General features: G+C 33.1%; 23 protein-coding genes and 1 pseudogene. 20 read left to right on the top strand and 4 right to left on the bottom strand.

Annotation, left to right across the window (positions count from 1 at the left end):
- Positions 1-160: 160 nt before the first annotated feature.
- Together hflC and hflK are read right to left on the bottom strand one after the other, a co-directional pair.
- Entirely contained in the window at positions 161-1,063 is a 903-nt protein-coding gene (gene hflC, locus ACESM9_RS04710) for a protease modulator HflC (protein WP_372995800.1), read from the bottom strand.
- Positions 1,060-2,007: an FtsH protease activity modulator HflK gene (gene hflK / locus ACESM9_RS04705; protein WP_372995798.1), complete on the bottom strand. Its 948-nt coding sequence runs from the start codon at positions 2,005-2,007 to the stop codon at positions 1,060-1,062. Before hflK ends, hflC begins: the two co-directional genes overlap by 4 nt.
- A gap of 281 nt (positions 2,008-2,288) precedes the next feature.
- Between hflK and hflX the strand changes: the two genes are divergently transcribed.
- Positions 2,289-4,058: a GTPase HflX gene (gene hflX, locus ACESM9_RS04700; RefSeq protein WP_372995796.1), complete on the top strand. Its 1,770-nt coding sequence runs from the start codon at positions 2,289-2,291 to the stop codon at positions 4,056-4,058.
- An 11-nt stretch (positions 4,059-4,069) separates the two neighbouring features.
- On the opposite strand, the gene ACESM9_RS04695 is transcribed toward hflX, so the two are convergent.
- Positions 4,070-4,432 carry a sulfite exporter TauE/SafE family protein gene (locus ACESM9_RS04695; RefSeq protein WP_372995794.1) on the bottom strand — a complete coding sequence of 121 codons (363 nt, stop codon included), beginning with the start codon at positions 4,430-4,432 and terminating at the stop codon, positions 4,070-4,072.
- Positions 4,432-4,791: a sulfite exporter TauE/SafE family protein gene (locus ACESM9_RS04690; RefSeq protein WP_372995791.1), complete on the bottom strand. Its 360-nt coding sequence runs from the start codon at positions 4,789-4,791 to the stop codon at positions 4,432-4,434. Before ACESM9_RS04690 ends, ACESM9_RS04695 begins: the two co-directional genes overlap by 1 nt.
- A gap of 135 nt (positions 4,792-4,926) precedes the next feature.
- On the opposite strand from ACESM9_RS04690, the gene nadE reads away from it, so the two are divergent.
- The 19 genes and pseudogenes from nadE (at position 4,927) to ACESM9_RS04595 (ending at position 22,481) form a co-directional block, all read left to right on the top strand.
- Positions 4,927-5,652 (top strand): NAD(+) synthase, encoded by a 726-nt coding sequence (nadE, locus tag ACESM9_RS04685; RefSeq protein WP_372995789.1) that lies wholly within the window; start codon positions 4,927-4,929, stop codon positions 5,650-5,652.
- A gap of 20 nt (positions 5,653-5,672) precedes the next feature.
- The gene (locus tag ACESM9_RS04680; protein WP_372995787.1) at positions 5,673-6,407 is read left to right on the top strand and encodes a YebC/PmpR family DNA-binding transcriptional regulator; all 735 of its coding nucleotides are present in this window, start codon (positions 5,673-5,675) and stop codon (positions 6,405-6,407) included.
- A gap of 75 nt (positions 6,408-6,482) precedes the next feature.
- Positions 6,483-7,115, top strand: a complete 633-nt coding sequence (locus ACESM9_RS04675) for a BofC C-terminal domain-containing protein (protein ID WP_372995785.1) — start codon at positions 6,483-6,485, stop codon at positions 7,113-7,115.
- Positions 7,116-7,235: 120 nt separating this feature from the next.
- Positions 7,236-7,727 carry a crossover junction endodeoxyribonuclease RuvC gene (gene ruvC / locus ACESM9_RS04670; RefSeq protein ID WP_372995783.1) on the top strand — a complete coding sequence of 164 codons (492 nt, stop codon included), beginning with the start codon at positions 7,236-7,238 and terminating at the stop codon, positions 7,725-7,727.
- A 12-nt stretch (positions 7,728-7,739) separates the two neighbouring features.
- Positions 7,740-8,324, top strand: a complete 585-nt coding sequence (ruvA, locus tag ACESM9_RS04665) for a Holliday junction branch migration protein RuvA (RefSeq protein WP_372995781.1) — start codon at positions 7,740-7,742, stop codon at positions 8,322-8,324.
- Positions 8,325-8,336: 12 nt separating this feature from the next.
- Entirely contained in the window at positions 8,337-9,329 is a 993-nt protein-coding gene (gene ruvB, locus ACESM9_RS04660; protein ID WP_372995779.1) for a Holliday junction branch migration DNA helicase RuvB, read from the top strand.
- A gap of 160 nt (positions 9,330-9,489) precedes the next feature.
- Positions 9,490-11,136 carry a SpoIID/LytB domain-containing protein gene (locus ACESM9_RS04655; protein ID WP_372995777.1) on the top strand — a complete coding sequence of 549 codons (1,647 nt, stop codon included), beginning with the start codon at positions 9,490-9,492 and terminating at the stop codon, positions 11,134-11,136.
- A gap of 10 nt (positions 11,137-11,146) precedes the next feature.
- Positions 11,147-12,172, top strand: a complete 1,026-nt coding sequence (gene queA, locus ACESM9_RS04650) for a tRNA preQ1(34) S-adenosylmethionine ribosyltransferase-isomerase QueA (RefSeq protein ID WP_372995775.1) — start codon at positions 11,147-11,149, stop codon at positions 12,170-12,172.
- A gap of 21 nt (positions 12,173-12,193) precedes the next feature.
- The gene (locus tag ACESM9_RS04645) at positions 12,194-12,829 is read left to right on the top strand and encodes a hypothetical protein (RefSeq protein ID WP_372995773.1); all 636 of its coding nucleotides are present in this window, start codon (positions 12,194-12,196) and stop codon (positions 12,827-12,829) included.
- A 13-nt stretch (positions 12,830-12,842) separates the two neighbouring features.
- Positions 12,843-13,961 (top strand): tRNA guanosine(34) transglycosylase Tgt, encoded by a 1,119-nt coding sequence (tgt, locus tag ACESM9_RS04640; protein WP_372995771.1) that lies wholly within the window; start codon positions 12,843-12,845, stop codon positions 13,959-13,961.
- A 65-nt stretch (positions 13,962-14,026) separates the two neighbouring features.
- Positions 14,027-14,293 (top strand): preprotein translocase subunit YajC, encoded by a 267-nt coding sequence (yajC, locus tag ACESM9_RS04635; RefSeq protein ID WP_372995769.1) that lies wholly within the window; start codon positions 14,027-14,029, stop codon positions 14,291-14,293.
- Between the two features lie 219 nt (positions 14,294-14,512).
- Entirely contained in the window at positions 14,513-14,923 is a 411-nt protein-coding gene (locus ACESM9_RS04630; protein WP_372995767.1) for a TIGR04086 family membrane protein, read from the top strand.
- 64 nt (positions 14,924-14,987) lie between these two features.
- Positions 14,988-15,122 (top strand): annotated as a pseudogene (gene scfA / locus ACESM9_RS04625) (six-cysteine ranthipeptide SCIFF); the annotation flags it as partial.
- 207 nt (positions 15,123-15,329) lie between these two features.
- On the top strand, positions 15,330-16,580 hold the full coding sequence (secD, locus tag ACESM9_RS04620; RefSeq protein WP_372995765.1) for a protein translocase subunit SecD: 1,251 nt from the start codon (positions 15,330-15,332) through the stop codon (positions 16,578-16,580).
- 13 nt (positions 16,581-16,593) lie between these two features.
- A complete protein-coding gene (secF, locus tag ACESM9_RS04615) occupies positions 16,594-17,475 on the top strand; it encodes a protein translocase subunit SecF (RefSeq protein WP_372995763.1) in 882 nt (293 codons plus the stop codon).
- Positions 17,476-17,582: 107 nt separating this feature from the next.
- Entirely contained in the window at positions 17,583-17,912 is a 330-nt protein-coding gene (locus ACESM9_RS04610) for a lipopolysaccharide assembly LapA domain-containing protein (RefSeq protein WP_372995761.1), read from the top strand.
- Between the two features lie 14 nt (positions 17,913-17,926).
- Positions 17,927-19,624 carry a single-stranded-DNA-specific exonuclease RecJ gene (gene recJ, locus ACESM9_RS04605; protein WP_372995759.1) on the top strand — a complete coding sequence of 566 codons (1,698 nt, stop codon included), beginning with the start codon at positions 17,927-17,929 and terminating at the stop codon, positions 19,622-19,624.
- Positions 19,625-19,647: 23 nt separating this feature from the next.
- Positions 19,648-20,160, top strand: a complete 513-nt coding sequence (locus ACESM9_RS04600) for an adenine phosphoribosyltransferase (protein WP_372995757.1) — start codon at positions 19,648-19,650, stop codon at positions 20,158-20,160.
- A gap of 152 nt (positions 20,161-20,312) precedes the next feature.
- Positions 20,313-22,481 carry a RelA/SpoT family protein gene (locus ACESM9_RS04595; protein WP_372995755.1) on the top strand — a complete coding sequence of 723 codons (2,169 nt, stop codon included), beginning with the start codon at positions 20,313-20,315 and terminating at the stop codon, positions 22,479-22,481.
- Positions 22,482-22,486 lie beyond the last annotated feature (5 nt).

Below are 22,486 nucleotides of genomic sequence, written 5' to 3'. Positions count from 1 at the left end.
GAAGATATTTTGTGAGATCAAGCTATAGAACTACCTGTGACCTTTAGGTTATCAAAGCGAGCTCTTATATCTAAAGCACATATCTCATATGGGCGCTTTAATGTCTTTTAGTGGTTTCAAAAATACCCAAAAGGAATACACTAGGCAGCGCACCAACCAATTACTTTCCAATTAGATACTTTGCGAAGGGTGAATCTATAGGTATTATAATTGTAGGATTATTTATTAGAGTTTTCTTATATGATTCAAGTGTTCGCATAAATCTATAGAACTCAGGGTCTTTATTATAGCTGTTAGCGTATATTTGTGCTGCTTCAGCATCTGCCGCTCCTTTTAACTTCTCAGCTTCCGTTTGTGCTTTTGAAAGAATTATTTTTACTTCTTTATCAGCTTCAGATCTGATTCTGGAAGCTTCTTTTTCCCCTATGCTCAAATACTGAGCTGAAATCTTTTCTCTTTCAGATCTTATTCTTGCATAAATTGAATCTTTGCTTTCTTCAGAAAGATATAAGTTTTTTAATTTAATTTCTATTATATCAATTCCATATAACTTTAATTCGTCTCTGACATAATCAGCAATATCCTTAATTAAACTATCATTATTATTAATAATATTATTATAATCCTCAGTTATAAGCTTTAATTTCAGCAACGAATTAACAGAATTATCAATTCTTATTTCAGTGTTTGAAATAGACTGGAGAGTATCAATAAATAATTTCGGTTCTTTTATTCTCCATAGAATAAATACTTCAACAAATATGTTTTTATTATCTTTAGTGAGTATTTTTGAAGGTTGAGATTCATAGTAAAGTATTTTTTTTGAAATAGTGGATGTAGTATTTATTATTGGTATTTTAAAATATAAGCCAGGTTTATCAATTACTCTAATTATTTTCCCGAAAGTTCTTACAAATACTATCTCATCCTCTTGAATAGTATGAACATTTAATACTATTGTCAACCCAATTATCACTGTGACAATTAACAGAGCAATTTTTTTAATCAACATAAATATCTTTATTTCCTTATTTTTTAAATTAATATTGTTAAATTGATTCATTGATTTCCACCTTTTTCTTTTGGTAAAGTAAAGTAATTTAATGTTCCTTCTTTAGTATCCATAATATAAATATTAGCTCCTGGAAGGACTTCTTCCAGTGTCTCTATAAGCATTCGCGATTTTGTTACCTCTTTACTCATTTTGTATTCTTTATAGATTGAATTAAAAATATCCGTTTCGGATTTTGCCTTATTTATTCTTTCTTCATAATAAGCTTCTGCTTCTTTTATAATTTTATTTGCTTCTCCTTCTGCGGCATTTATTTTTTGGGCTTTATATTCTTCTGCTTTATTAATAAGTATATTCTTTTGTTCTATTGCTCCTTCTACAGCTTCAAATGAAGACTTAATATCTTCAGGAGGTTGTGCGTCAACGATTTTTACATGCAGCACCTCAATTCCCAAGTCATAATCCTTAAGTTCTTCTTCAACCTCTTTTTTTATTGAATTTTGCGCTGCTAATTTTCCATCTGTTAATATAGAGTCTATAGTTAATCTTCCAATTGTAGATTTTAAAGATGAGATTATTAAGTTTTTAAGAATGTGTTCTGGATTTTTTGCTTTGAATAGATAAGAATATGGGTCAACTATCCGCCATTCTACAACCAAATCTGTAGACACAATGCTATTATCAGCTGTTATTGAAATGGATTCGAAGTTTTGAGATTTATTGGCTGAGTTATCGAATTTATTAAAACCTATTTCAATAATATTTGTCCTGTTAATACTGAGTACATCTACCTCTTGTATGGGATATGGAAATTTAAGGTGCAGTCCAGGATTGGTAAAGTCAGTAACCTTACCAAAGGTTCTAAGCACACCGACTTCACCGTCCTTTACCGTATAAACAGATGAAAATATAAAAAAAGTAATAATTATAATAAATAAAGTTGTTAATAATCTAGTATAACTGAATACTTTGCTAATTTGAGATAAATATTTCATTTTGACACTCCTTTAAAATTTACTCACACTCTCTTGCGACTATGGTGCAATCCACTTAGTGTCAATGGTCGGTTAAGCCAAATATTGACTCGATCTAACATTTAGTGGATGTTGAATCTTTATCAAAAGATGCCTCTTTCAAATGATAGACAGACTGAAAGCTTTTTATACTTTGATTAATACACATGTACTTGACAAAGATGTCTGTATTAAATAATATTTGGATTATTAGATGCATAAATACATTATTTATGTAGTAGATAGCAAAGGTGGAGAAAATATTGGCTGAATATGGCGTAAAAAAAACAATTATTAAACGATTAGATTCTTTAAAAGGAGAGATTATAGATAATACTTTAATAGTATCAAGCGAAGTATTGAACACTATATGCTATATAACTGGAGAAACAAATAGAGAGGTTGCCCTATTTATCAATAGAAAAGGAGAAATAATAGATACAGTAATTGGAGACTATAGTACTGCAGAATTAAGTCAGTATACAGAGAGGAGATCAGAGGATAGTTTAAGCGGAATAAGATGCATACATACTCATCCTAATGGTATTGGTATGCTATCTGATATGGATACTTCAGCATTAAAAGCTCTGAAGCTTGATCTTATAGTTGGAATTGGAGTAAAACATGGTATTCCTAATGATGCGCATTTTGCTTACTTAGCATCAAAAAACTCCAATTATTCAATAATAAGTAAAGGGCCATATTCAATAGAGGACTTCTTGAACATTAATGCACAGGACTTGATTAATAATATTGAAGAAGATTTTAAAGATAATAGAGATGCAACATATAATTTGTCACAGGATAATGAAAGAGCCATTTTAGTAGGAATAAGCAGAATAGATGAATTGGATGAATTAAGTGAGCTGTTAAATACTGCTGGTGGAATTGAAGTTGGGCGAATTGCACAAAGCAGACCAAGTATTGATAATGCATATTTAATTGGAAAGGGAAAGCTAAGAGAGCTAAAAATGGAGGTTCAAAAAAAAGAGGCAAATCTAGTAGTATTTGATGAAGAATTATCCGGTGCTCAAATTAGAAATTTAGAAAGGGAAATAGGGGTAAGAGTTATTGATAGGACTCAATTAATACTGGATATATTCGCAAAAAGGGCATCATCAAAAGAAGGTAAACTTCAGGTTGAGCTAGCTCAGCTTAAATACCTTATGCCTAGATTAATAGGATTTGGGGTAGAGATGTCAAGGACAGGTGGAGGAATTGGGACTAGAGGTCCAGGAGAAAAGAAACTTGAGATTGACAGAAGAAGAATTAGAGAAAGGGTAAGAGAGCTTGAAAAGGATGTAGAGGAAATTAAGAAGCATAGAGATTTGATAAGATTAAATAGATCCCATAATACATTTCAAGTTTGTTTGGTTGGTTATACTAATGCTGGCAAATCAACATTGTTAAATGCACTATCCGATTCCCAGGTTTATGTGGAGGATAAATTATTTGCAACTTTAGATCCTACAGTTAGAAAGGTAACTCTGAAAAGTGGGCAAGAAATAGTAATAAGCGATACCGTTGGTTTTATAAACAAGCTTCCCCATGACCTGGTAGTTGCATTCAAATCAACTTTAGAAGAAGTAACATATGCAGATTTGCTTATCCATGTAGTAGATGGCAGCAATCCGAATTATGAAGAACAAATAGATGTAGTAAATAAAGTTTTGAGTGATTTAGGGGCTGATGGTAAACCTACTATTCTAGCGGTCAATAAGATTGATAGGAGTATGCCTGTAGGAAGCATATATAGCCCAGAACTAAGAACTTCCCCGGATCTAGTGTTTATATCAGCTAAAAATAATCTTAATTTAGATATGCTATTAGAGAAAATTGAATATTATGTCAATATAAATAAAAGAGTTTATGAGTTGCTGATTCCATATGCTGAAGGCTCTTTGTTAGCATATCTTCATGAAAATGGTAAGGTATTGGAAGAGGAATATAGAGAAACAGGTGTATACATTAAGGGTGAATTTGATTCAATTGTGGTGAATAAGGCGAAATATCATATTTTACAGCAGGAATAATATTGATATGATTAGGGTCTTTTTGCAGCTTTTTTTGAAAATATTTCATAAATACCCATAATAAATAAAAACCCAGAAAAAATTTTTTTTAATACAGAGGGATCTAGTTTTACAGCAGCCATTGAACCAACTATTGCACCTATCACACCGGATATGATTAATGGAATCAGTATATTTTTTTCAATATTTCCATTTTTATTATGGACATATACAGCTAATGAAGCTGCAGGAATAAAAGATATAAGATTTATGCTCTGAGCGATTTGCTGTGTTACTCTAAGAAAAAACACAAGAGCTGGAATAAGAATAGTACCGCCACCAATTCCCATGCCTCCAATTATTCCTGCTGCTATTCCAGTTAATATTTCGATCATTATATCACCATCCTGATTGCGGCTATAATCATGAAAATACCGAATAATTTTCTTAATATGTTTATTGGAAGTTTATTCAACATTTTAGAACCAATATATGCTCCTATAATTGTACCTATTGTCACCTTTATTGTAATGTTTATGTTAATAATCCCTGATTTTGCATATATTAAAGAGCTTATTATTGTTAGAGGTAGTATTACTGCAATAGCAGTGGCATGGGCATGATGATCTATTACATTGGTGAGGAAAACCAGTGAAGGAACTAATATAGTTCCTCCTCCCGAGCCACATAGACCATTGAATATCCCTGCCAGAAATCCTATTATCCATAGGCTGATTTTATTTTGCGGTTTCATAGTCATGCCTCCTGAATTTTTAGTGCTTTATATATGTTTTGATATAAAGGTAACAATATACATGATAATTGATTTACATTAACAATTTACAATGATATCATAAAAGTGGTATGCTTTTTACATGGAGGGATATATGTGAAGTATATAGAGAAACAGTGCGAAGAAGTGTGCTCGTGGATTAAAGAAACTGTATCTGCTGCAAAAGCCAATGGTGTAGTATTGGGTCTTTCAGGAGGAATAGATTCAGCAGTGGTTGCTGCTTTGTGCAAGAGAGCTTTTCCAGATGATACATTATGCTTGATCATGCCTTGTCATAGCAATCCAAAAGATGAGCAGGATGCTAGATTAGTTTCAGACAAGCTTAATTTGAAAGTAGAGCGAGTTGTACTAGATCCTGTATTTGATACACTTAGAAAATCTGTTGGATCTTTGGATACTGATTCAAAGCTTTTATTAGGGAATATGAAATCAAGATTAAGAATGGTAACGTTATATTACTATGCAGGTAAACATAATTATCTGGTTGCAGGTACCAGCAATAGAAGTGAGTATACAATAGGATATTTTACAAAATACGGAGATAGCGGGTCCGATATTTTGCCTATTTCAGATTTTGTAAAAGCAGAAGTCTATGAGATGGCAAAATATCTAAAAATACCTGATGAAATTATCAATAAAGCTCCTACAGCTGGCTTATGGGAGAATCAAACCGACGAAGATGAGATGAAAATGACTTATAGAGAATTAGATGAATATTTATTATATGGTAAAGCAGATGATTATATAAAAAATAAGGTGGATGCTATGAATAAATTCAGTGAGCATAAAAGAAATGTAGCGAAGAGGTATATTAGAAAATAAATAACAGGAGGAGGATTTTAATGGCAGGACATTCAAAATGGGCAAATATCAAACACAAAAAAGGCAAAGCGGACGCTGCAAGAGGGAAGATATTTACAAAACTAGGTAAAGAAATATCAATAGCAGCAAAGGCAGGAGCTGATCCTGAGACAAACGGAAAGCTCAGAGATGCTATTGCAAAAGCAAAAAGCCATAATATGCCCAATGATACGATAAATAGAGCTATTAAAAGAGCTGCTGGCGAATTAAGCAATGTGGATTATGAAGAAATAACTTATGAGGGATATGCTACCGGTGGAGTTGCAGTAATAGTAAACACACTTACAGATAACAGAAACAGAACTGCCAGTGAGGTAAGGCATATATTCGACAAAAACGGTGGCAGCATGGGTGTTACAGGAGCTGTAAGCTGGATGTTTGATAAAAAAGGCCTTATAATTGTTGAAAAAACAGATGATATAGATGAAGAAGATCTTATGATGAAAGCTTTGGAAGCAGGAGCAGAAGATTTTTCAGTAGAAGAGGATTCATATGAAATTATTACAGATCCTGCTGATTTCTCAGATGTAAGATTATTCTTAGAAAAGCAAGGTGTCTCAATGGCTTCTGCTGAAGTTACCATGATACCGAAAAATACTGTATCAGTTACTAATGAAGAAGATATTAAGAAGATAAATAAAATGTTGGATATGTTCGATGACAATGACGATGTCCAGGATGTTTATCACAATGCTGAGCTGCCTGAGGAAGAATAGAAAAATAATTCTGAAGTGTATAAAAAATAAAATTATGGCAATAATAACCTCCATAAGAGTATGGAGGGAAATCCTATGTTTGAAGATCGAAGGAGAGGAAAAAGAAAAATTGCTATCCTTATAATAGGGTTAATGCTTATTGTTGCTTTTTCAGTTAGCTACTACATCAGTATGGGTATTGAAGATGAAACAAACAGCTTTAGTAAAATCAATGATAACTTAAAAATTCCAGATAGTCTTAAGGAGATTAAAGAAGTAGAAGCTAGTAGTGAAGAAAATGAAGACAAGACTGCTGGGGAAGACGACTTTATACTAAATGAGAATTATAAGGTAAAATATATTACTTTATTTACTATATGCGGACATAGAATAGAGAGAGAAATAGATTTGCCATCTGTATTTATAGGTCTTAATGAAGAGGAGTTTATGGAGAAAAATACAGGATGGGATTTAATTGAGATAAATTATAACACTATCACCCTTAAAAGAGATATAGATACTTATTGCCCTCAACATTTCATTATTGGTCTGGATGGCCCCTATATTGCCATATACGTATATAATGAAGATGGGGAAAGAATATTGAAAGAGAGAACAGATATAAGTATTGATACATTAACTCCTGAAGATCAAGCAATACTAGATAGCGGTATTGTTGCAGATACAGAAGATGATCTAGAACAAAAATTAGAAGGGTTCAGTAATTAATTAAGATATTTTTTATAACTTAAGCCTCATACATAAATGCAGCTAATTGCTGCTTTATTTTTTTTGCCAAAAAGGTTATAGTATTCATAACGAATATATGTTTGGATTGGATGTGTTAGCTTGATAATTATGGGGGTAGATCCGGGAATTGCAATTTTAGGTTATGGATTGCTCAAGATGGATGGAAACAAATTTAACATTATTACTAGTGGAGCTATTACAACAGAATCTACTATGTCTATGCCTGAAAGGCTAAGTTATATCTACGAAGAATTAAATGTATTACTAAGCAAATATAATCCTGATGCTTATGCCATTGAGGAATTGTTCTTTAATAAAAATATCAAAACAGCATTAACTGTTGGTCATGCAAGAGGAGTTGCTATACTGGCTGCTTCCAATCATAATGTGCCTATTTTTGAATATACACCGCTTCAAGTAAAACAAGCAATTGTCGGTTATGGAAGAGCAGAAAAGAAGCAGATGCAGCTAATGGTTAAAGTATTATTGAGACTAGATGAAATCCCAAAGCCGGATGATGTAGCTGATGCATTAGCAGTGGCTATATGCCATGGAAATTCTTCAAAATACTCAAATCTATTTAAGTTATAAAGGAGCATTGAAATGTTTGATTATTTAAATGGCATTGTTGTTGAGTCAGGTGAAGATTATATAGTTATTGATATCGGAGGAATAGGTTACAGAGTATTCACTTCCTCAAACACAATTTCAAATATTAAAGAAAATAACAAAGAAAAAATATTTACACATCTGCATGTAAAAGAGAATGATCTCGTATTATATGGATTTTCAAGCAAAAATGAATTAGAAATATTTAAACTTCTATTGTCTGTAACAGGTGTAGGACCTAAAGCCGCATTATCATTATTATCCTATCTTAAACCAAAGGATTTAATAATAGCTATTCAGACAAAAAATGCTAAAGCTTTGACCCAAGCCCCAGGCATAGGAAAAAAGACTGCAGAGAGAATTATGCTTGAACTAAAGGATAAAACAAGCATTTCTTCTGACATTATCATAGATATAGATGAGGTTAATGGAAACAATATGCCGGAGGTTATAGATGCTTTGATGTCTTTAGGCTACAGTTATAGTGAAGCTGCTTCAGCATTTTCAAAAGTAAAAGACAAGGAAAAATCATTAGATAATCTTATTAAAGAAGCACTAAAACAACTTTCACGAATTTAGTAGGGGGTAAAAATGGAAGAAAGAATAATAACGGCCAATATTTTAAATGAAGATAATGAAAATGAAATAAATTTGAGACCTAAATATCTTGATGAATATATAGGCCAAACAGCTGCCAAAGAAAAGATGAGTATTTTTATTGAAGCGGCAAAAAAGAGAAATGAAGCCTTAGACCATGTTTTGCTTTATGGACCTCCTGGTTTAGGAAAGACCACACTCGCAAATATTATTGCAAATGAACTAGGTTCTAGTATAAGAGTTACCTCAGGTCCAGCTATAGAAAAGCCAGGAGATTTAGCAGCCATATTAACTAATCTTAACAATAATGATGTGCTTTTTATCGACGAAATTCATAGGCTAAACAGAAGTGTGGAAGAAATATTGTATCCTGCTATGGAGGACTACGCCATTGATATAATTATCGGCAAAGGGCCTAGCGCAAGATCCATAAGGCTTGATATACCAAGTTTTACAATGATAGGCGCTACAACTAGAGCCGGAATGCTTACTTCACCTCTTAGAGATAGATTTGGTGTAATATGCAGGCTTGATTATTACAGCAATGAAGAACTTTATCAAATTGTAGTAAGATCTGCTAAACTTCTTAAGATAGAGATCGAAAAAGACGGAGCTGAAGAGATTGCGAAAAGATCAAGAGGTACACCAAGGATAGCAAATAGATTATTAAAAAGAGTTAGAGATTATGCTCAAGTTAGGGCTGATGGAATTATTAGTAGAGAAGTGGCAGACGAAGCCCTAAAACTTTTAGAAATAGATCATATTGGTTTGGACAGCATAGATGCGAAGATGCTGATGACAATTATTCACAAATTTGGAGGCGGACCTGTAGGGCTGGATACCTTGGCAGCTTCAATCGGTGAAGAATCAAATACAATTGAAGATGTATATGAACCATATCTACTACAGATAGGTTTTCTTAATAGGACACCCAGAGGAAGGATGGTAACGGATCTTGTCTATAGGCATTTTAATATAAGCAGGTAAATACTAATTAGCTATGCTAGTTGACTAATATTAACTAGTATAGCTAAAACACCACTCTTGAAAAGAGCAAAAAAATTTAAGAGTTATTAAAATATTTGAAGGATATATCCGGCTAATGTAGAATAATGAGTATGAAAAAACTAAGGAAGAGGTACATAGCATGAACAAACATAATAAGAAATTATTCATCATCATTTTAATGATTATTGCACTATTATTTCCAATCTCTGTCCATGCTACCACTGAAATTCCTGAAAGGATAAGAGTTGGACTAAACTATAACTCAGTATCTGATACAATAAATATTAATTCCTCTTCTCCAATTTTGATTACTTTTTTAAGTGGTGAAGAGAATCCAGTTTCTTTGACAATCTCAAAACCTATCAAGCTGTCTTTCAGGACAGATGAATATTATAATATCATAAAAAACGAAATAAAAAAGATTCAATATATTAAAGCTGTTAAATATGAAGGGAAATTACTTGGCCCTTATCATATACAGATAGGGGATAATTATCCCGATTATGAATCAGCAAAAAAACTGTTAAACGATATAAAATCAAGCATGCCTGAATCATTTTTGGTCTATGATGGAGAATGGAAGGTTTGGGCTGGTTTATTCTTAGATGAGAAAGAGTGCAAGGAAAATATAAATGCTTATCAAAGTAAGAATAATTCTTATAAATATAAATTGATTGAACCGGATCCCAAAAGAGTACAAATAATAGATGACAACAATAATAGTGTGTTTATGATATACAAGAATCAAGAAATAAAAATGAGTCCAGTAGAACAAAGTGATGTTCAAAATCTGCTGGAGTTTAACAATACAGAATATCGGGGCAGTATATGTATTAGGACTCAGGAGGATGGTAGTCTCTCTGTTATTAACGATGTTAAAGTAGATGAGTATTTGTACAGTGTAGTGGGTAGTGAAGTAACTCCTACATGGCACATGGAAGCTCTAAAAGCCCAGGCTGTTGCTGCTAGGAATTATGCGGTTATTAATATGGGTAAGCATAATGATAAAGGATTTGATCTTTGCAGTACCACCCACTGTCAAGCATATAAAGGTTTTGTTAAAGAACATGAACGGACAAACCAAGCAGTTAAGGAAACTAACAATGAATTACTATATTATGAGGATAAGCTTGCAACAACCTTTTATCACTCAAGCAGCGGAGGACATACTGAAAATTCTGAAAATGTTTGGAGTGATGAGATACCATATATAAGAGGTGTAGATGATCCTTTCTCCTATGGAAGTCCAAATGATAGCTGGATACTTGAGTTAGACAAGGGTGAAATAAAAAATAAACTGGAAGAAAATAATATGAATATAGGTGATATAACCGATATAAACATTATCGAGACTAGTGAGTTTGGAAGAGCGTTAAAAGTTGAGTTTAGTGGTACTAAAAGTAAAATAGTACTAGAAAAAGAAAAAGTTAGATATTTATTTGGCACTTCTAGTCTTAAAAGCATTTGGTATGACATCAAAACTGACTCTGATATTAATATTTACGATATGGATACTGATTCCATCAAAGCAAAAAGACCAATAGGATTAAATATCGTATCGGCTACAGGTCAGCGAACAGTAAAACCATCTAGCGAAAAAATCAGTGTAAAAGGATTATTTAATGTTGAAAACTATAACATAACCCCTAATAATTACATTTTCGATGGCAAGGGTTGGGGACATGGTTTGGGTATGAGTCAGTATGGGGCAAAAGGAATGGCTGAAAGCGGATATAATTATGTGGAAATATTAGAATACTACTACACAGGAACAAAGGTAAAATAGGGAGAGATTTATGAATACATCAGACTTTTATTATGAGCTACCAGAATATCTAATTGCTCAAGAACCAATTTACCCAAGAGATATGTCTCGATTAATGGTCTTACATAGAGAGAATGGTAATATCGAGCATAAGATATTTAAAGACATCATTGACTATCTGAACCCTGGAGATTGCCTTGTATTAAACAATACAAGAGTAATACCGGCTAGATTATTTGGTACTAAAGAAGGAACAAAAAGCAGTATAGAGTTTTTGCTGTTAACAAGAAAATCAAAGGATAGGTGGGAGGTAATGGTCAGACCTGGGAAAAAAGCAAAACCAGGTTCCAGAATTATATTTGGAGATGGCCAGTTGACTGCTCAAGTGGTTGATATAGTAGAGGGAGGAAATAGAATAGTTGAGTTCATCTATGAAGGAGTTTTTGAAAATATCTTAGATAGATTAGGTAATATGCCTTTACCCCCATATATAAAGAAAGAACTTAAGGATAAGGAAAGATATCAGACTGTTTATTCAAAGTACGAGGGTTCTGCAGCTGCACCTACTGCAGGATTGCATTTTACAGAAAGTCTTTTAAATGAAATAGAGAAGAAAGGTATTAAACTTGCATATATAACTCTTCATGTAGGCTTGGGAACATTTAGACCAGTTAAAGTAGATAATATTGAAGAGCACAGAATGCATTCCGAGTATTTTGAGATTACACAAGAAAGTGCAGATTTGATTAATAGTACGAAGAATAACGGAAATAGAGTAATATGTGTTGGTACAACATCAACCAGAACAATAGAATCTGTTGCTGATGACTCTGGTATGATATGTGCAAAAAAAGGATGGACGGATATATTTATTTATCCCGGTTATAAATTTAAATGTTCAGATGGTTTAATAACCAACTTTCATTTGCCAGAATCTACTCTTATGATGCTTGTTAGTGCGCTGGCAGGTAAAGGATATATTATGAAAGCTTATGAGGAAGCAATAAGAGAAGAGTACAGGTTTTTCAGTTTCGGTGATGCCATGTTTATTATTTGATTTTTTAGGGGGGTATGTTATATGAAAAAAAACCTTGGGTATTGGAAACATAAACTTATCAAATATACTTACTATCTAGAGATAATACTAGCATTATTTATTATTGTAGCTACAATAGTAGGTATGGTAGATTTAGCAAGATACTTAGGATTAATATTTAAGACCAATGCAATTGAGACATACATGATTTTCCAGAAATTCTTAGGCCATGTATTACTTCTCGTTGTTGGTGTAGAGCTAGTAATAATGCTTTTATCTCATTCTACTTCAAGTGTTCTTGAGGTTATGCTCTATGCTATTGCCAGAAAACTGCTTATATACAGCGACACTACATTAGATATAGCAATAGGTATTGTAGCAATAGCAATGATATTTGCCATAAGAAAATACCTTTTTACAAAAGAAATAAAATTAGAAGGTCATGGAAATGTATTTTCTGCTGCTACTCCGGTAACTGATGCAAATATTATTACAGGTTTAAATATACCGGAACATTTAGGTAATACTATTGGTGGAGTTATAACCAAAATGGCAGAAAACACAAATAGACCTGTTTATGAGGGGATTGATTATAGGGTAGGCAATGCAAAGCTAAAGGTCATTTCTATGAAAGACGGGTTAATAGAAAAGGTTGTAATAGATAATTTGGATGAATAGCGAGGGAAAATTTTTGGCAGTAAAATATGAACTAATAAAAGAGTGTAAAAATACAAGAGCCAGGCTTGGCAGAGTACATACTCCTCATGGAATAATTGACACTCCAGCATTTATGCCTGTTGGTACTCAAGCAACTGTAAAAGCCATGAGCCCTGACGAATTGAAAGATATTGGTGCTCAAATAATTCTTGGTAATACATATCATCTTTATATTCGCCCAGGTCACAAACTAATAGAGGACTTTGGAGGTCTTCATGGTTTTATGAACTGGGATAGACCTATACTTACCGATAGTGGTGGTTTTCAAGTTTTCAGTTTAAATGAATTGAGAAAAATAAGTGAAGAAGGAGTAGAATTTAAATCCCATTTAGATGGTTCAAAGCATTTCTTCACTCCAGAATTTGTTATGGAAATAGAAGAGTCTTTAGGTGCAGATATTATGATGGCATTTGATGAATGTATACCATATCCCTGTGAAAAAGACTACGCAAGAAAATCTATAGAAAGAACAATAAGATGGCTTAAAAGATGCAAAAAAGCTCACACAAAGACAGATAAACAAGCATTATTTGGAATTGTGCAAGGTGGAACATATAAAGATTTAAGAATTGAAAGCGCTAAGATGACTGTGGATGTGGATCTTCCGGGATATGCTGTTGGCGGATTGAGTGTAGGAGAACCTAAGGAAGTAATGAATGAGGTGTTAGAGTATACTGTTCCTCTGCTTCCAAAAGATAAACCTAGATATCTCATGGGAGTAGGCAGCCCCGATTCGCTGATTGATGGAGTTATTAGAGGTATAGATATGTTTGATTGTGTCCTACCCACAAGAATTGCCAGAAATGGAACTGTTATGACTTCTAAAGGTAAACTGGTTGTAAGAAATGCTGAATACGCTAGGGATTCAATGCCATTAGATGAAAACTGTGATTGTTACACATGTAGAAACTTCTCAAGAGCTTATATCAGACATTTGATTAAGGCTGGAGAGATATTAGGAGGGCGTCTCACCACTATACATAACCTTAGATTTTTACAAAACTTGATGACAAATGTGAGAACTGCTATAAAAGAAGATAGGCTATTAAGCTATAGAGAAGAATTTTTTGAAAACTATGGATACAATAAATAATAATTAAAGAAGGATTTTTGCTTTTTTTATTGAATATACAAAATAATACGGAGGAGGGATGCATAATGCCAGCATGGGCTTCAACAGTTCTAATGTATGTTGCAATTTTAGGAGTATTTTATCTTCTACTCATCAGGCCCCAAAGGAAAAAGGATAAACAGATACAAGAGATGAGAAAAAATATTAAAGAGGGAGATGAAATACTAACTATTGGAGGCATTTATGGTAAGGTCCTTAATGTTAAGGATGATACTTTAACCATAGAAGTCGGAGCAGATAAGACTAGACTGAAGATTGCAAAATGGGCTATAGGTAAAAAATTAGAGTCTTAATGCAAGAAAGTAACTTGATAAGCTTCAAGTTACTTTTTTTATAATTAATAGGAAAGTATAAATTTCTTTAGTTCAGGCTTTCCGCTAAATGCTTTTTTATATGCGTCAAAAGCTTTGTTGGTTAATAAGTAATTTCAATGAAGCTTTTTTATTTTATGAATAAAAACATCCATTAAAGAATAATGTTTACTGAATAAAATATTATTAGGGGGTGCAACCGTGAGGAGTTTCAAAAAGGGTTCTAACAAACTACATGAAAAAAAGGATGAAAGTAAGATTTTAATATTAGCAAAATCAATATTTCTTGCATTAATTATCTCGTTAGTTTGCATAATAATATATGCTATAGTATTGTCATTAACTTCGGTATCTGATGGTACAATGTCCATAATAACACAAGCAATTACTATGGTAAGTATAGTTGCAGCAGCAGTATACTGCAGTAGAAAAATAAAGAGCAGAGGATGGCTCTATGGAATGATAGTAGGTATAGTATTTGTATTAGTCATCATTCCAATAAGTATGATATGGGGTCAAGTACCTACATTTGATAAGTACTTTATTGCTAGAATGCTGATGGCTTCTTTAGTAGGTTTAATTGGCGGAATGATAGGTGTAAATATTACATAAGGACTTTAATAATATTAATACTTATGATATAATTTATGGGAAAAAAATATTAGGAGGCACAAATATGAAGTACATAAAGACTATCAATAAGACAACTTATGGACAAAGGATTTTAAACGGTGGCTGCGGTGAATGCCAAAACTCATGCCAATCAGCTTGTAAAACCTCTTGTACTGTTGCTAATCAAAAATGTGAGAGCTTATTAAATACAAGAATTGCAAAGAGTTCTGCTTTAAAAAACCTATAATATATTAATACTTAGTAAGCAGTAAATATGATTAATCATATTACTGCTTTAATTTATTGGCAATCATAATTATAAGGTTTTAGCATTAGTCTTTACATTGACTCTGTTTGACAAAAGTAATATAATAACGATTGTGAACTTTTAAAAGGGGGAGTACAGATGAATTCAAGAAGTATTGCTAAATTTCTGGCAATAGTCATTATAATCGGTATTTTAAGCTATGTCGCAGTATATGGGCTTGATATCGGAAAGTACGAAATTGTTCCTGCAAAGGAATTAATTAAGCTGGGATTAGATTTGAGGGGAGGCGCAGAAGTTGTGCTTGAAGCTCAAGATAATCCAAATGACCCAATAACAGACGAAAAGATGGAAAGGGCTATTGCTACTATAAGAGAGCGTATTGACTCCCTGGGAGTAACAGAGCCTGTAATAACTAGGCAGGGTACAAAGAGAATAAGAGTTGGTTTGCCTGAAATTCAAGATACACAAAGAGCTCTTGAAGTGATAGGGAAAACAGCTCAGTTGAAATTTGTTGATGAAGCAGGTAATACAGTTATAACAGGGAATGATATAAAAGATGCTAAGGCAGTATATGGAGCTCAAAGTGACACAGGTATCCAAGAACCTGTAGTATCCTTAGAATTGACGTCTGAGGGTGCAAAAAAATTCGCTTTGGCAACTTCAAATAATATAGGTAAAATAATAGCTATCTATCTTGATGAGAATGTAATTTCTGCTCCTCAAGTGGGAGAGCCTATAACTGATGGAAGGGCTCAGATTTCGGGTAGAATGACCATGGAAGAAGCAGCAGATTTAGCAATGCTTATAAGAGCAGGCGCTCTTCCGGTAGAACTTAATACACTTCAGGTTACAAGTGTAGGACCTGAATTGGGAGCAAACTCTTTTGAACAAAGCTTGTCTGCAGGTAAAATAGGCATATTGCTTGTATTTTTATTCATGATTTTATATTACAGATTGCCTGGTTTGATTGCCGATATTGCACTTGTATTATATATATGTATAATGATGTTTGCTTTAGCTGCATTAAAAGCAACACTTACTCTTCCTGGTATTGCAGGTATCATTCTTTCAGTAGGTATGGCAGTTGATGCCAATGTCATTATATTTGAAAGATTAAAGGAAGAACTAATGATAGGCAAAAGCTTGAGAGCAGCCATCGATTCAGGCTTCAGGAGAGCCTTCTTAACAATAATTGACTCCAATATAACTACCTTGATTGCAGCAGTTGTTCTATTTTATTTTGGTTCAGGTCCTATTAAGGGATTTGCAGTGACATTATCTATCGGTATATTAGCTAGTATGTTTACTGCAATAATAGTGACGAAACAGCTTATGAAGTGTATTTCAGGCATAAAAGCTTTATCAAATAAGAAATTATATGGAGCATAGGAGGGTGAAGGTGATGAAAAATATTAAAGTTGTACAGTATAAGAGAATATGGTTTTCTATATCTTTAGCGATAATCATAGCAGGCCTAATCTTCACTTTCATAAATGGTGGATTAAACTTCGGTATTGATTTTACTGGTGGAACCACAATACAAGCTCATATAGGGAAAGACTTTGATATTTCAAATGTAAGAGAAATAATATCTAAATATGATAGTGAAGCAGTAATAACATATGCCGGGAATGAAAAAGAAGATGTTATTATTAGAACCAAGATGGAGTTAGATGATGCAAGCCGTAAAGAGATACTGGATAGTTTCGTTACCGAATTCAATATAACAACCAGCAATATTAACTTTGAATCAATTGGACCTGCCATAGGGGATGAACTGAAAAGACAAGCTATTTTATCATTGGTATTAGCAAATATAGGTATGCTAATCTATATTACCTTCAGATTTGAATGGAGATTCGGCTTGGCGTCTGTGATAGCATTAATACATGATGTTGTTATTATGTTAATTTTATACGGAGTAATGAAGATTCCTGTAAATAGTTCATTTATAGCAGCTATTTTGACTATTGTTGGTTATTCCATAAACAATTCAATTGTAATTTTTGATAGGATAAGAGAAAATATGAGAAATGTTAAGAAGATTGATAAAGTTCAATTGGTTGATGACAGCATAAATCAGACATTGACAAGATCAATTAATACTTCACTTACTACTTTACTAGCAATAGTAGCACTGTATATATTGGGTGTCCCTGCAATCAAAGATTTTGCTCTTCCTCTGATAGTAGGTATAGTGGCAGGAACCTATTCATCAATTTTTATATCTGGTCCTCTCTGGATAATTTTAAGCACAAAGTTCAAAACTCAGTCAGCCCATTAGATTTTAAGGTAACAGTCAAAATGATTGTTACCTTAAGTTTTATCTTTATATTTATAGTTAAATATATTATGCTATGTATATAAAACATTGAAAGGATGTGACTAATTATGCAGTTCATAATTGTTATTTCCATGATATTTGCTTTATTTATAGCACTCTTTGCAATACAAAATGCCACAGTGATTACAATAAATTTTTTATGGTATAAATTTAATTTATCACAAGCTGTAGTAATTTTGGGGTCTGCTTTGTTTGGTATTCTCATAATGTTACCCTTTGATATAGTTAAAAGGGTCAGGTTTAGAATAAAAATAAATGAATTAAATAGTAAAATAAAGAAGCTAGATGAGGAATTGAGTATAGCAAAAGAAACTATAAACAAAACAAAAGAAGATTTAGATTTGAAAAATCAAAATAATATTAATATTGAACAATAGATGTAGGTGATAATTTGATTAAGAGATGGCTTGCTTATAATAAAGACTATTCTATACTTAAGGAAATGAAAGAAGAGTTAAATATTTCTGAGTCTTTAGCTAGAATACTAATTAACAGAGATATAAACACATTAGAAGATGCAGAAGCTTTTTTAAATCCTGACATGGATGAACTAGAGGATTCCTTTATGTTAAAGGGGATGGATTCTGCTGTAGAACGAGTGTATAAAGCAATAAAAGCAGGAGAAAAAGTATGTATCTATGGAGACTACGATGTAGATGGCATAACAAGCCTTTCCATGCTTTATTTGACACTAAAAAAGCTAGGTGCAAATGTGATTTATTACATACCCAATAGGCTTGAAGAAGGATATGGAATAAATATAGACGCAATAGAAAGAATTATTGATGAAGGAGTAGACTTAATAATTTCTGTAGATTGCGGAATAAGATCTATTGAAGAAGTCAAATTTATAAATGAAAATAATAAAGAAATAATAATTACAGATCATCATGAATGCGGTGATGAGATTCCGAAAGCATGTTCCGTCATAAATCCTCATCAAAGTGACTGCTATTATCCATTTAAAGACTTTGCAGGAGCAGGAGTAGCATTTAAACTTGTTTGTGCTTTAGCCCAAAGATTCAGTAGATATGATTTGCCTGATGATATAATAGACCTTGCTGCTTTAGGCACTGTTGCAGATGTTGTTCCTTTGTTAGGAGAGAACAGAGTAATTGTCAAGAATGGTCTGGAGAAGATAAGAAATAACCCTAACCTTGGAATAAAGGCGCTTACTAAGGTTTCTGGAATAGATATATGTGCTGTTGATACCTATCATATAAGCTTCATGCTTGCACCAAGACTTAATGCCGCCGGTAGAATCAGTGATCCTATTCTGGGTGTTAAGCTACTGATTGCTGAAGAAGAGGAGGCAGCAATGAAAATAGCTGAAGAATTAAATAAAGCAAATTCTCATAGACAGACCATAGAAAATGAAATACTTAATTCTGCAATGCAAATTATTGATAAAACCATAGATAAAGATATTGATAGGATTATCGTTGCAGCAGGAGAAAACTGGCATATAGGTGTAATAGGAATTGTTGCATCGAAACTAACTGAGAAATATGGATTACCAGTTGTCCTGATTTCTTTAGAAGATGGTATCGGTAGAGGTTCGGCAAGAAGCATACCGGGATTTGACTTATATGAAGCCATGAATAAGTGCAGTTTTCTTTTTGAAAGATTCGGTGGTCATCAAATGGCTGCTGGCTTAACCATTAAAGAGGAAAACATTGAGAAATTAAAATGTTTATTAAATGAAATTGCCTGGGAAATGATGGCAGATAAACATTATGTACCAGAAATTTTTATAGATTATAAAATCGATAGTATTAGTATGCTTTCGCAGCTTATAGAAGAATTAGAAATGCTGGAGCCTTATGGGGAAGGCAATCCGGTTCCGATATTTGTGTTTCGCGGTCTTACCATAGAAGAGATGAAGTTGTTGGGAAACAATAAACATCTGTCTATGAAGCTAAATGACGGAACTGATACTATAAGAGGAATAGGTTTTAACATCGGATTTATAATTAATTATATTGCAGTTAATGAAAAGATTGATATAATATGTAGTGTAGAAAAAAATCTCTGGAATGGCACCGAATACATTCAATTAAATATCAAAGACATAAAAAAGGCCAAATAAATATAAGTTTGGAGGCAAGATAAGTGAATCTGGAAAAGTATATAAGAGTGATAGAAGATTTTCCTGTAGAAGGTATAAGCTTTAAAGATGTTACTACGCTGCTAAAAGATGGGGAAGCTTTTCGTTACGCAATAAAACTAATGGCAGACGAAATCAGAAGCAAAGATGTTGACTTGATTGTTGGACCAGAGGCTAGAGGGTTTCTTTTTGGGGCACCCATTGCCTATGAGATTGGTGTAGGTTTTGTACCTGTGAGAAAACCAGGAAAGCTTCCGGCTGAAACTTTAAAATATGAGTATGAGTTAGAGTATGGCAGTGATAGCTTAGAGATTCATAAGGATGCTATAAAACCTGGGGACAGAATAGCTGTTGTAGATGATTTATTAGCTACAGGAGGCACAATATTATCAGCAGTTAAGCTTGTTGAGAGTCTTGGGGGTATTGTAGTTCATATAGGGTTTTTGATTGAATTAGAAGAATTGATGGGAAGGAAAGCCTTGTCAAAATATAATATTAGTTCAATAATCAAGTATTAGAACTCTAATGCTCCTGGATAACCAGCTTGGATTCATTGGGTTTGCAACCTATTGAATAGGGGCTTTGTTACTCAGGAGATTTTTTTATAATGCATAGGAAAGTATAAGCTACATAGTTATTATATTTAATTTTTTCAAAAGATGGTGTTAATATGCTCCAGGAATTAATAGACAAAATAAAAAAATATAATCCTTCAGGAGACTTTGAAATAATATGTAAAGCATATGATTTTGCTTTAAATGCACATCAGGGGCAAAAAAGAATATCTGGCGAAGATTACATTATCCATCCTACCGCTGTAGCAGAAATATTGGCAGATTTAAATATGGATAATTTAACTATTGCTGCAGGTATGCTTCATGATGTGGTAGAAGATACAAAATATGACTATAATGACATAAAAGAACAATTTGGTGAAGAAGTTGCCATGCTTGTAGATGGTGTGACAAAACTTGGTAAGCTCGAATACAAGACAAAGGAAGAGCAGCAAGCAGAGAATCTTAGGAAGATGTTTATTGCTATGGCCAAAGACATAAGGGTTATACTTATAAAACTAGCAGACAGGCTCCATAATCTCAGAACATTGAAGTATATGACGAAAGAAAAACAGTATGAAAAAGCAAAGGAAACATTAGAAATATATGCTCCTATAGCTCATAGACTTGGAATTTATAAAATTAAATGGGAAATGGAAGATCTTGCACTGCGATATATAGATCCTGATGGATACTATGATTTAGTAGATAAAGTCGCAAAAAAGAGAAAAGAACGAGAAGAGTATATTAACTATGTAATAAATACACTGAAATATAAGAATGAAGAGATGGGTATTGACGTTCAAATAGAAGGCCGTCCTAAGAATTTTTATAGTATATATAAAAAAATGTTTCACCAGAATAAAACTTTCGAACAAATATTTGATCTTACCGCAGTGAGAGTAATAGTGGATACTGTTAAAGATTGTTATGGAGTATTAGGAATAGTTCACACTTTATGGAAACCAATCCCTGGAAGATTTAAGGATTATATTGCTATGCCCAAGCCTAATATGTATCAGTCTTTGCATACCACAGTAATAGGTCCTGATGGAGAACCAATTGAAGTGCAAATAAGAACTTGGGAGATGCATAAAACATCTGAATATGGAATAGCTGCCCACTGGAAGTACAAAGAAGGTCGTACTTCTCAGAATGAATTTGATGAAAAACTAAAGTGGCTCAGACAAATGCTCGAATGGCAGAATGAAGTAAGAGATACAAAAGAGTTTATGGAAACTCTGAAAATTGACTTAGTGATAGATGAGGTATATGTTTTTACACCTAAAGGTGATGTTATAGATTTACCAGTAGATTCTACACCTATTGACTTTGCTTATAAAATTCATAGTGCTGTTGGAAATAAGTGTATCGGTGCAAAGATTAATGGTAAGATCGTGCCTTTGGATTATAAACTACAAAATGGGGATATAGTAGAAATAATCACATCTGCCAACTCAAATGGACCAAGCAGAGATTGGCTTAAGATTGTCAAAAGCTCACAGGCTAAGAATAAGATACGACAATGGTTTAAGAAAGAAAAAAGAGAAGAAAATATCCAAAAAGGTAAAGATATACTCGATAAAGAAATAAAAAGACTGGGAGCAAGTTTATCAATAACCATAAAGAATGAGTGGCTGGAGACGGTTTATAAGAAGATAGGCCTTCATTCATTGGAAGATTTATATGCCTCATTGGGTTATGGTGGATTGACCCTCAATCAGATAATGATGAGGTTGAAAGAAGAGATAAGAAAGAACCAGAAAATAGATATAAAAGAAGAAGAGCAATTAGAAAAGCAGATATCAAAAACAAATCATCACAAGAAGAGAAGATCAAGCACGGGTATAAAAGTTAAAGGTGTTGAAAATATTCTTGTGAGATTTTCTAAATGCTGCAATCCTGTCCCTGGTGATGATATACTAGGTTATATAACAAAGGGTAGAGGCGTTTCAATACACAGAAAAGACTGTCCAAATGCCAGGGATTTGCTTGCAGATCCGGAGAGACTTGTGGAAGTAGAATGGAATACCCAGAGTATGGTCTCTTATAATGCAGATGTTCAAGTAAGAGCTAATGACAGACAAGGTTTGCTTGCAGAGATCACTTCAATTATAAATGAGAATAAAATCAATATTGTATCTTTTTATTCGAGGACTTCAAAGGATAGAAGCGCAAATATAAATTTTGTTTTAGAAATTAATGACATTGATCAACTAAACAAACTTATTAGAAGATTAAGAAGGATTGAAGGAGTTATTGATGTATTTAGAGCTAAACAATAGGAGGA

Source organism: Lutispora sp. (genome assembly GCF_041687175.1).
Classification (GTDB): Bacteria; Bacillota; Clostridia; order Lutisporales; family Lutisporaceae; genus Lutispora.
The sequence above is the reverse complement of the archived record's forward strand: the minus strand, read 5'-3'. Positions and strand labels throughout refer to the sequence as shown.

Bases quoted from the DNA above. Each gene is read 5' to 3' on its own strand.
- hflC (WP_372995800.1), bottom strand. From the start codon at position 1,063: ATGAATCAATTTAACAATATTAATTTAAAAAATAAGGAAATAAAGATA.
- hflK (WP_372995798.1), bottom strand. From the start codon at position 2,007: ATGAAATATTTATCTCAAATTAGCAAAGTATTCAGTTATACTAGATTA.
- ACESM9_RS04695 (WP_372995794.1), bottom strand. From the start codon at position 4,432: ATGATCGAAATATTAACTGGAATAGCAGCAGGAATAATTGGAGGCATG.
- ACESM9_RS04690 (WP_372995791.1), bottom strand. From the start codon at position 4,791: ATGAAACCGCAAAATAAAATCAGCCTATGGATAATAGGATTTCTGGCA.
- ACESM9_RS04680 (WP_372995787.1), top strand. From the start codon at position 5,673: ATGGCAGGACATTCAAAATGGGCAAATATCAAACACAAAAAAGGCAAA.
- ACESM9_RS04675 (WP_372995785.1), top strand. From the start codon at position 6,483: ATGTTTGAAGATCGAAGGAGAGGAAAAAGAAAAATTGCTATCCTTATA.
- ruvA (WP_372995781.1), top strand. From the start codon at position 7,740: ATGTTTGATTATTTAAATGGCATTGTTGTTGAGTCAGGTGAAGATTAT.
- ruvB (WP_372995779.1), top strand. From the start codon at position 8,337: ATGGAAGAAAGAATAATAACGGCCAATATTTTAAATGAAGATAATGAA.
- ACESM9_RS04655 (WP_372995777.1), top strand. From the start codon at position 9,490: ATGAACAAACATAATAAGAAATTATTCATCATCATTTTAATGATTATT.
- queA (WP_372995775.1), top strand. From the start codon at position 11,147: ATGAATACATCAGACTTTTATTATGAGCTACCAGAATATCTAATTGCT.
- ACESM9_RS04645 (WP_372995773.1), top strand. From the start codon at position 12,194: ATGAAAAAAAACCTTGGGTATTGGAAACATAAACTTATCAAATATACT.
- yajC (WP_372995769.1), top strand. From the start codon at position 14,027: ATGCCAGCATGGGCTTCAACAGTTCTAATGTATGTTGCAATTTTAGGA.
- secD (WP_372995765.1), top strand. From the start codon at position 15,330: ATGAATTCAAGAAGTATTGCTAAATTTCTGGCAATAGTCATTATAATC.
- secF (WP_372995763.1), top strand. From the start codon at position 16,594: ATGAAAAATATTAAAGTTGTACAGTATAAGAGAATATGGTTTTCTATA.
- ACESM9_RS04610 (WP_372995761.1), top strand. From the start codon at position 17,583: ATGCAGTTCATAATTGTTATTTCCATGATATTTGCTTTATTTATAGCA.
- ACESM9_RS04595 (WP_372995755.1), top strand. From the start codon at position 20,313: ATGCTCCAGGAATTAATAGACAAAATAAAAAAATATAATCCTTCAGGA.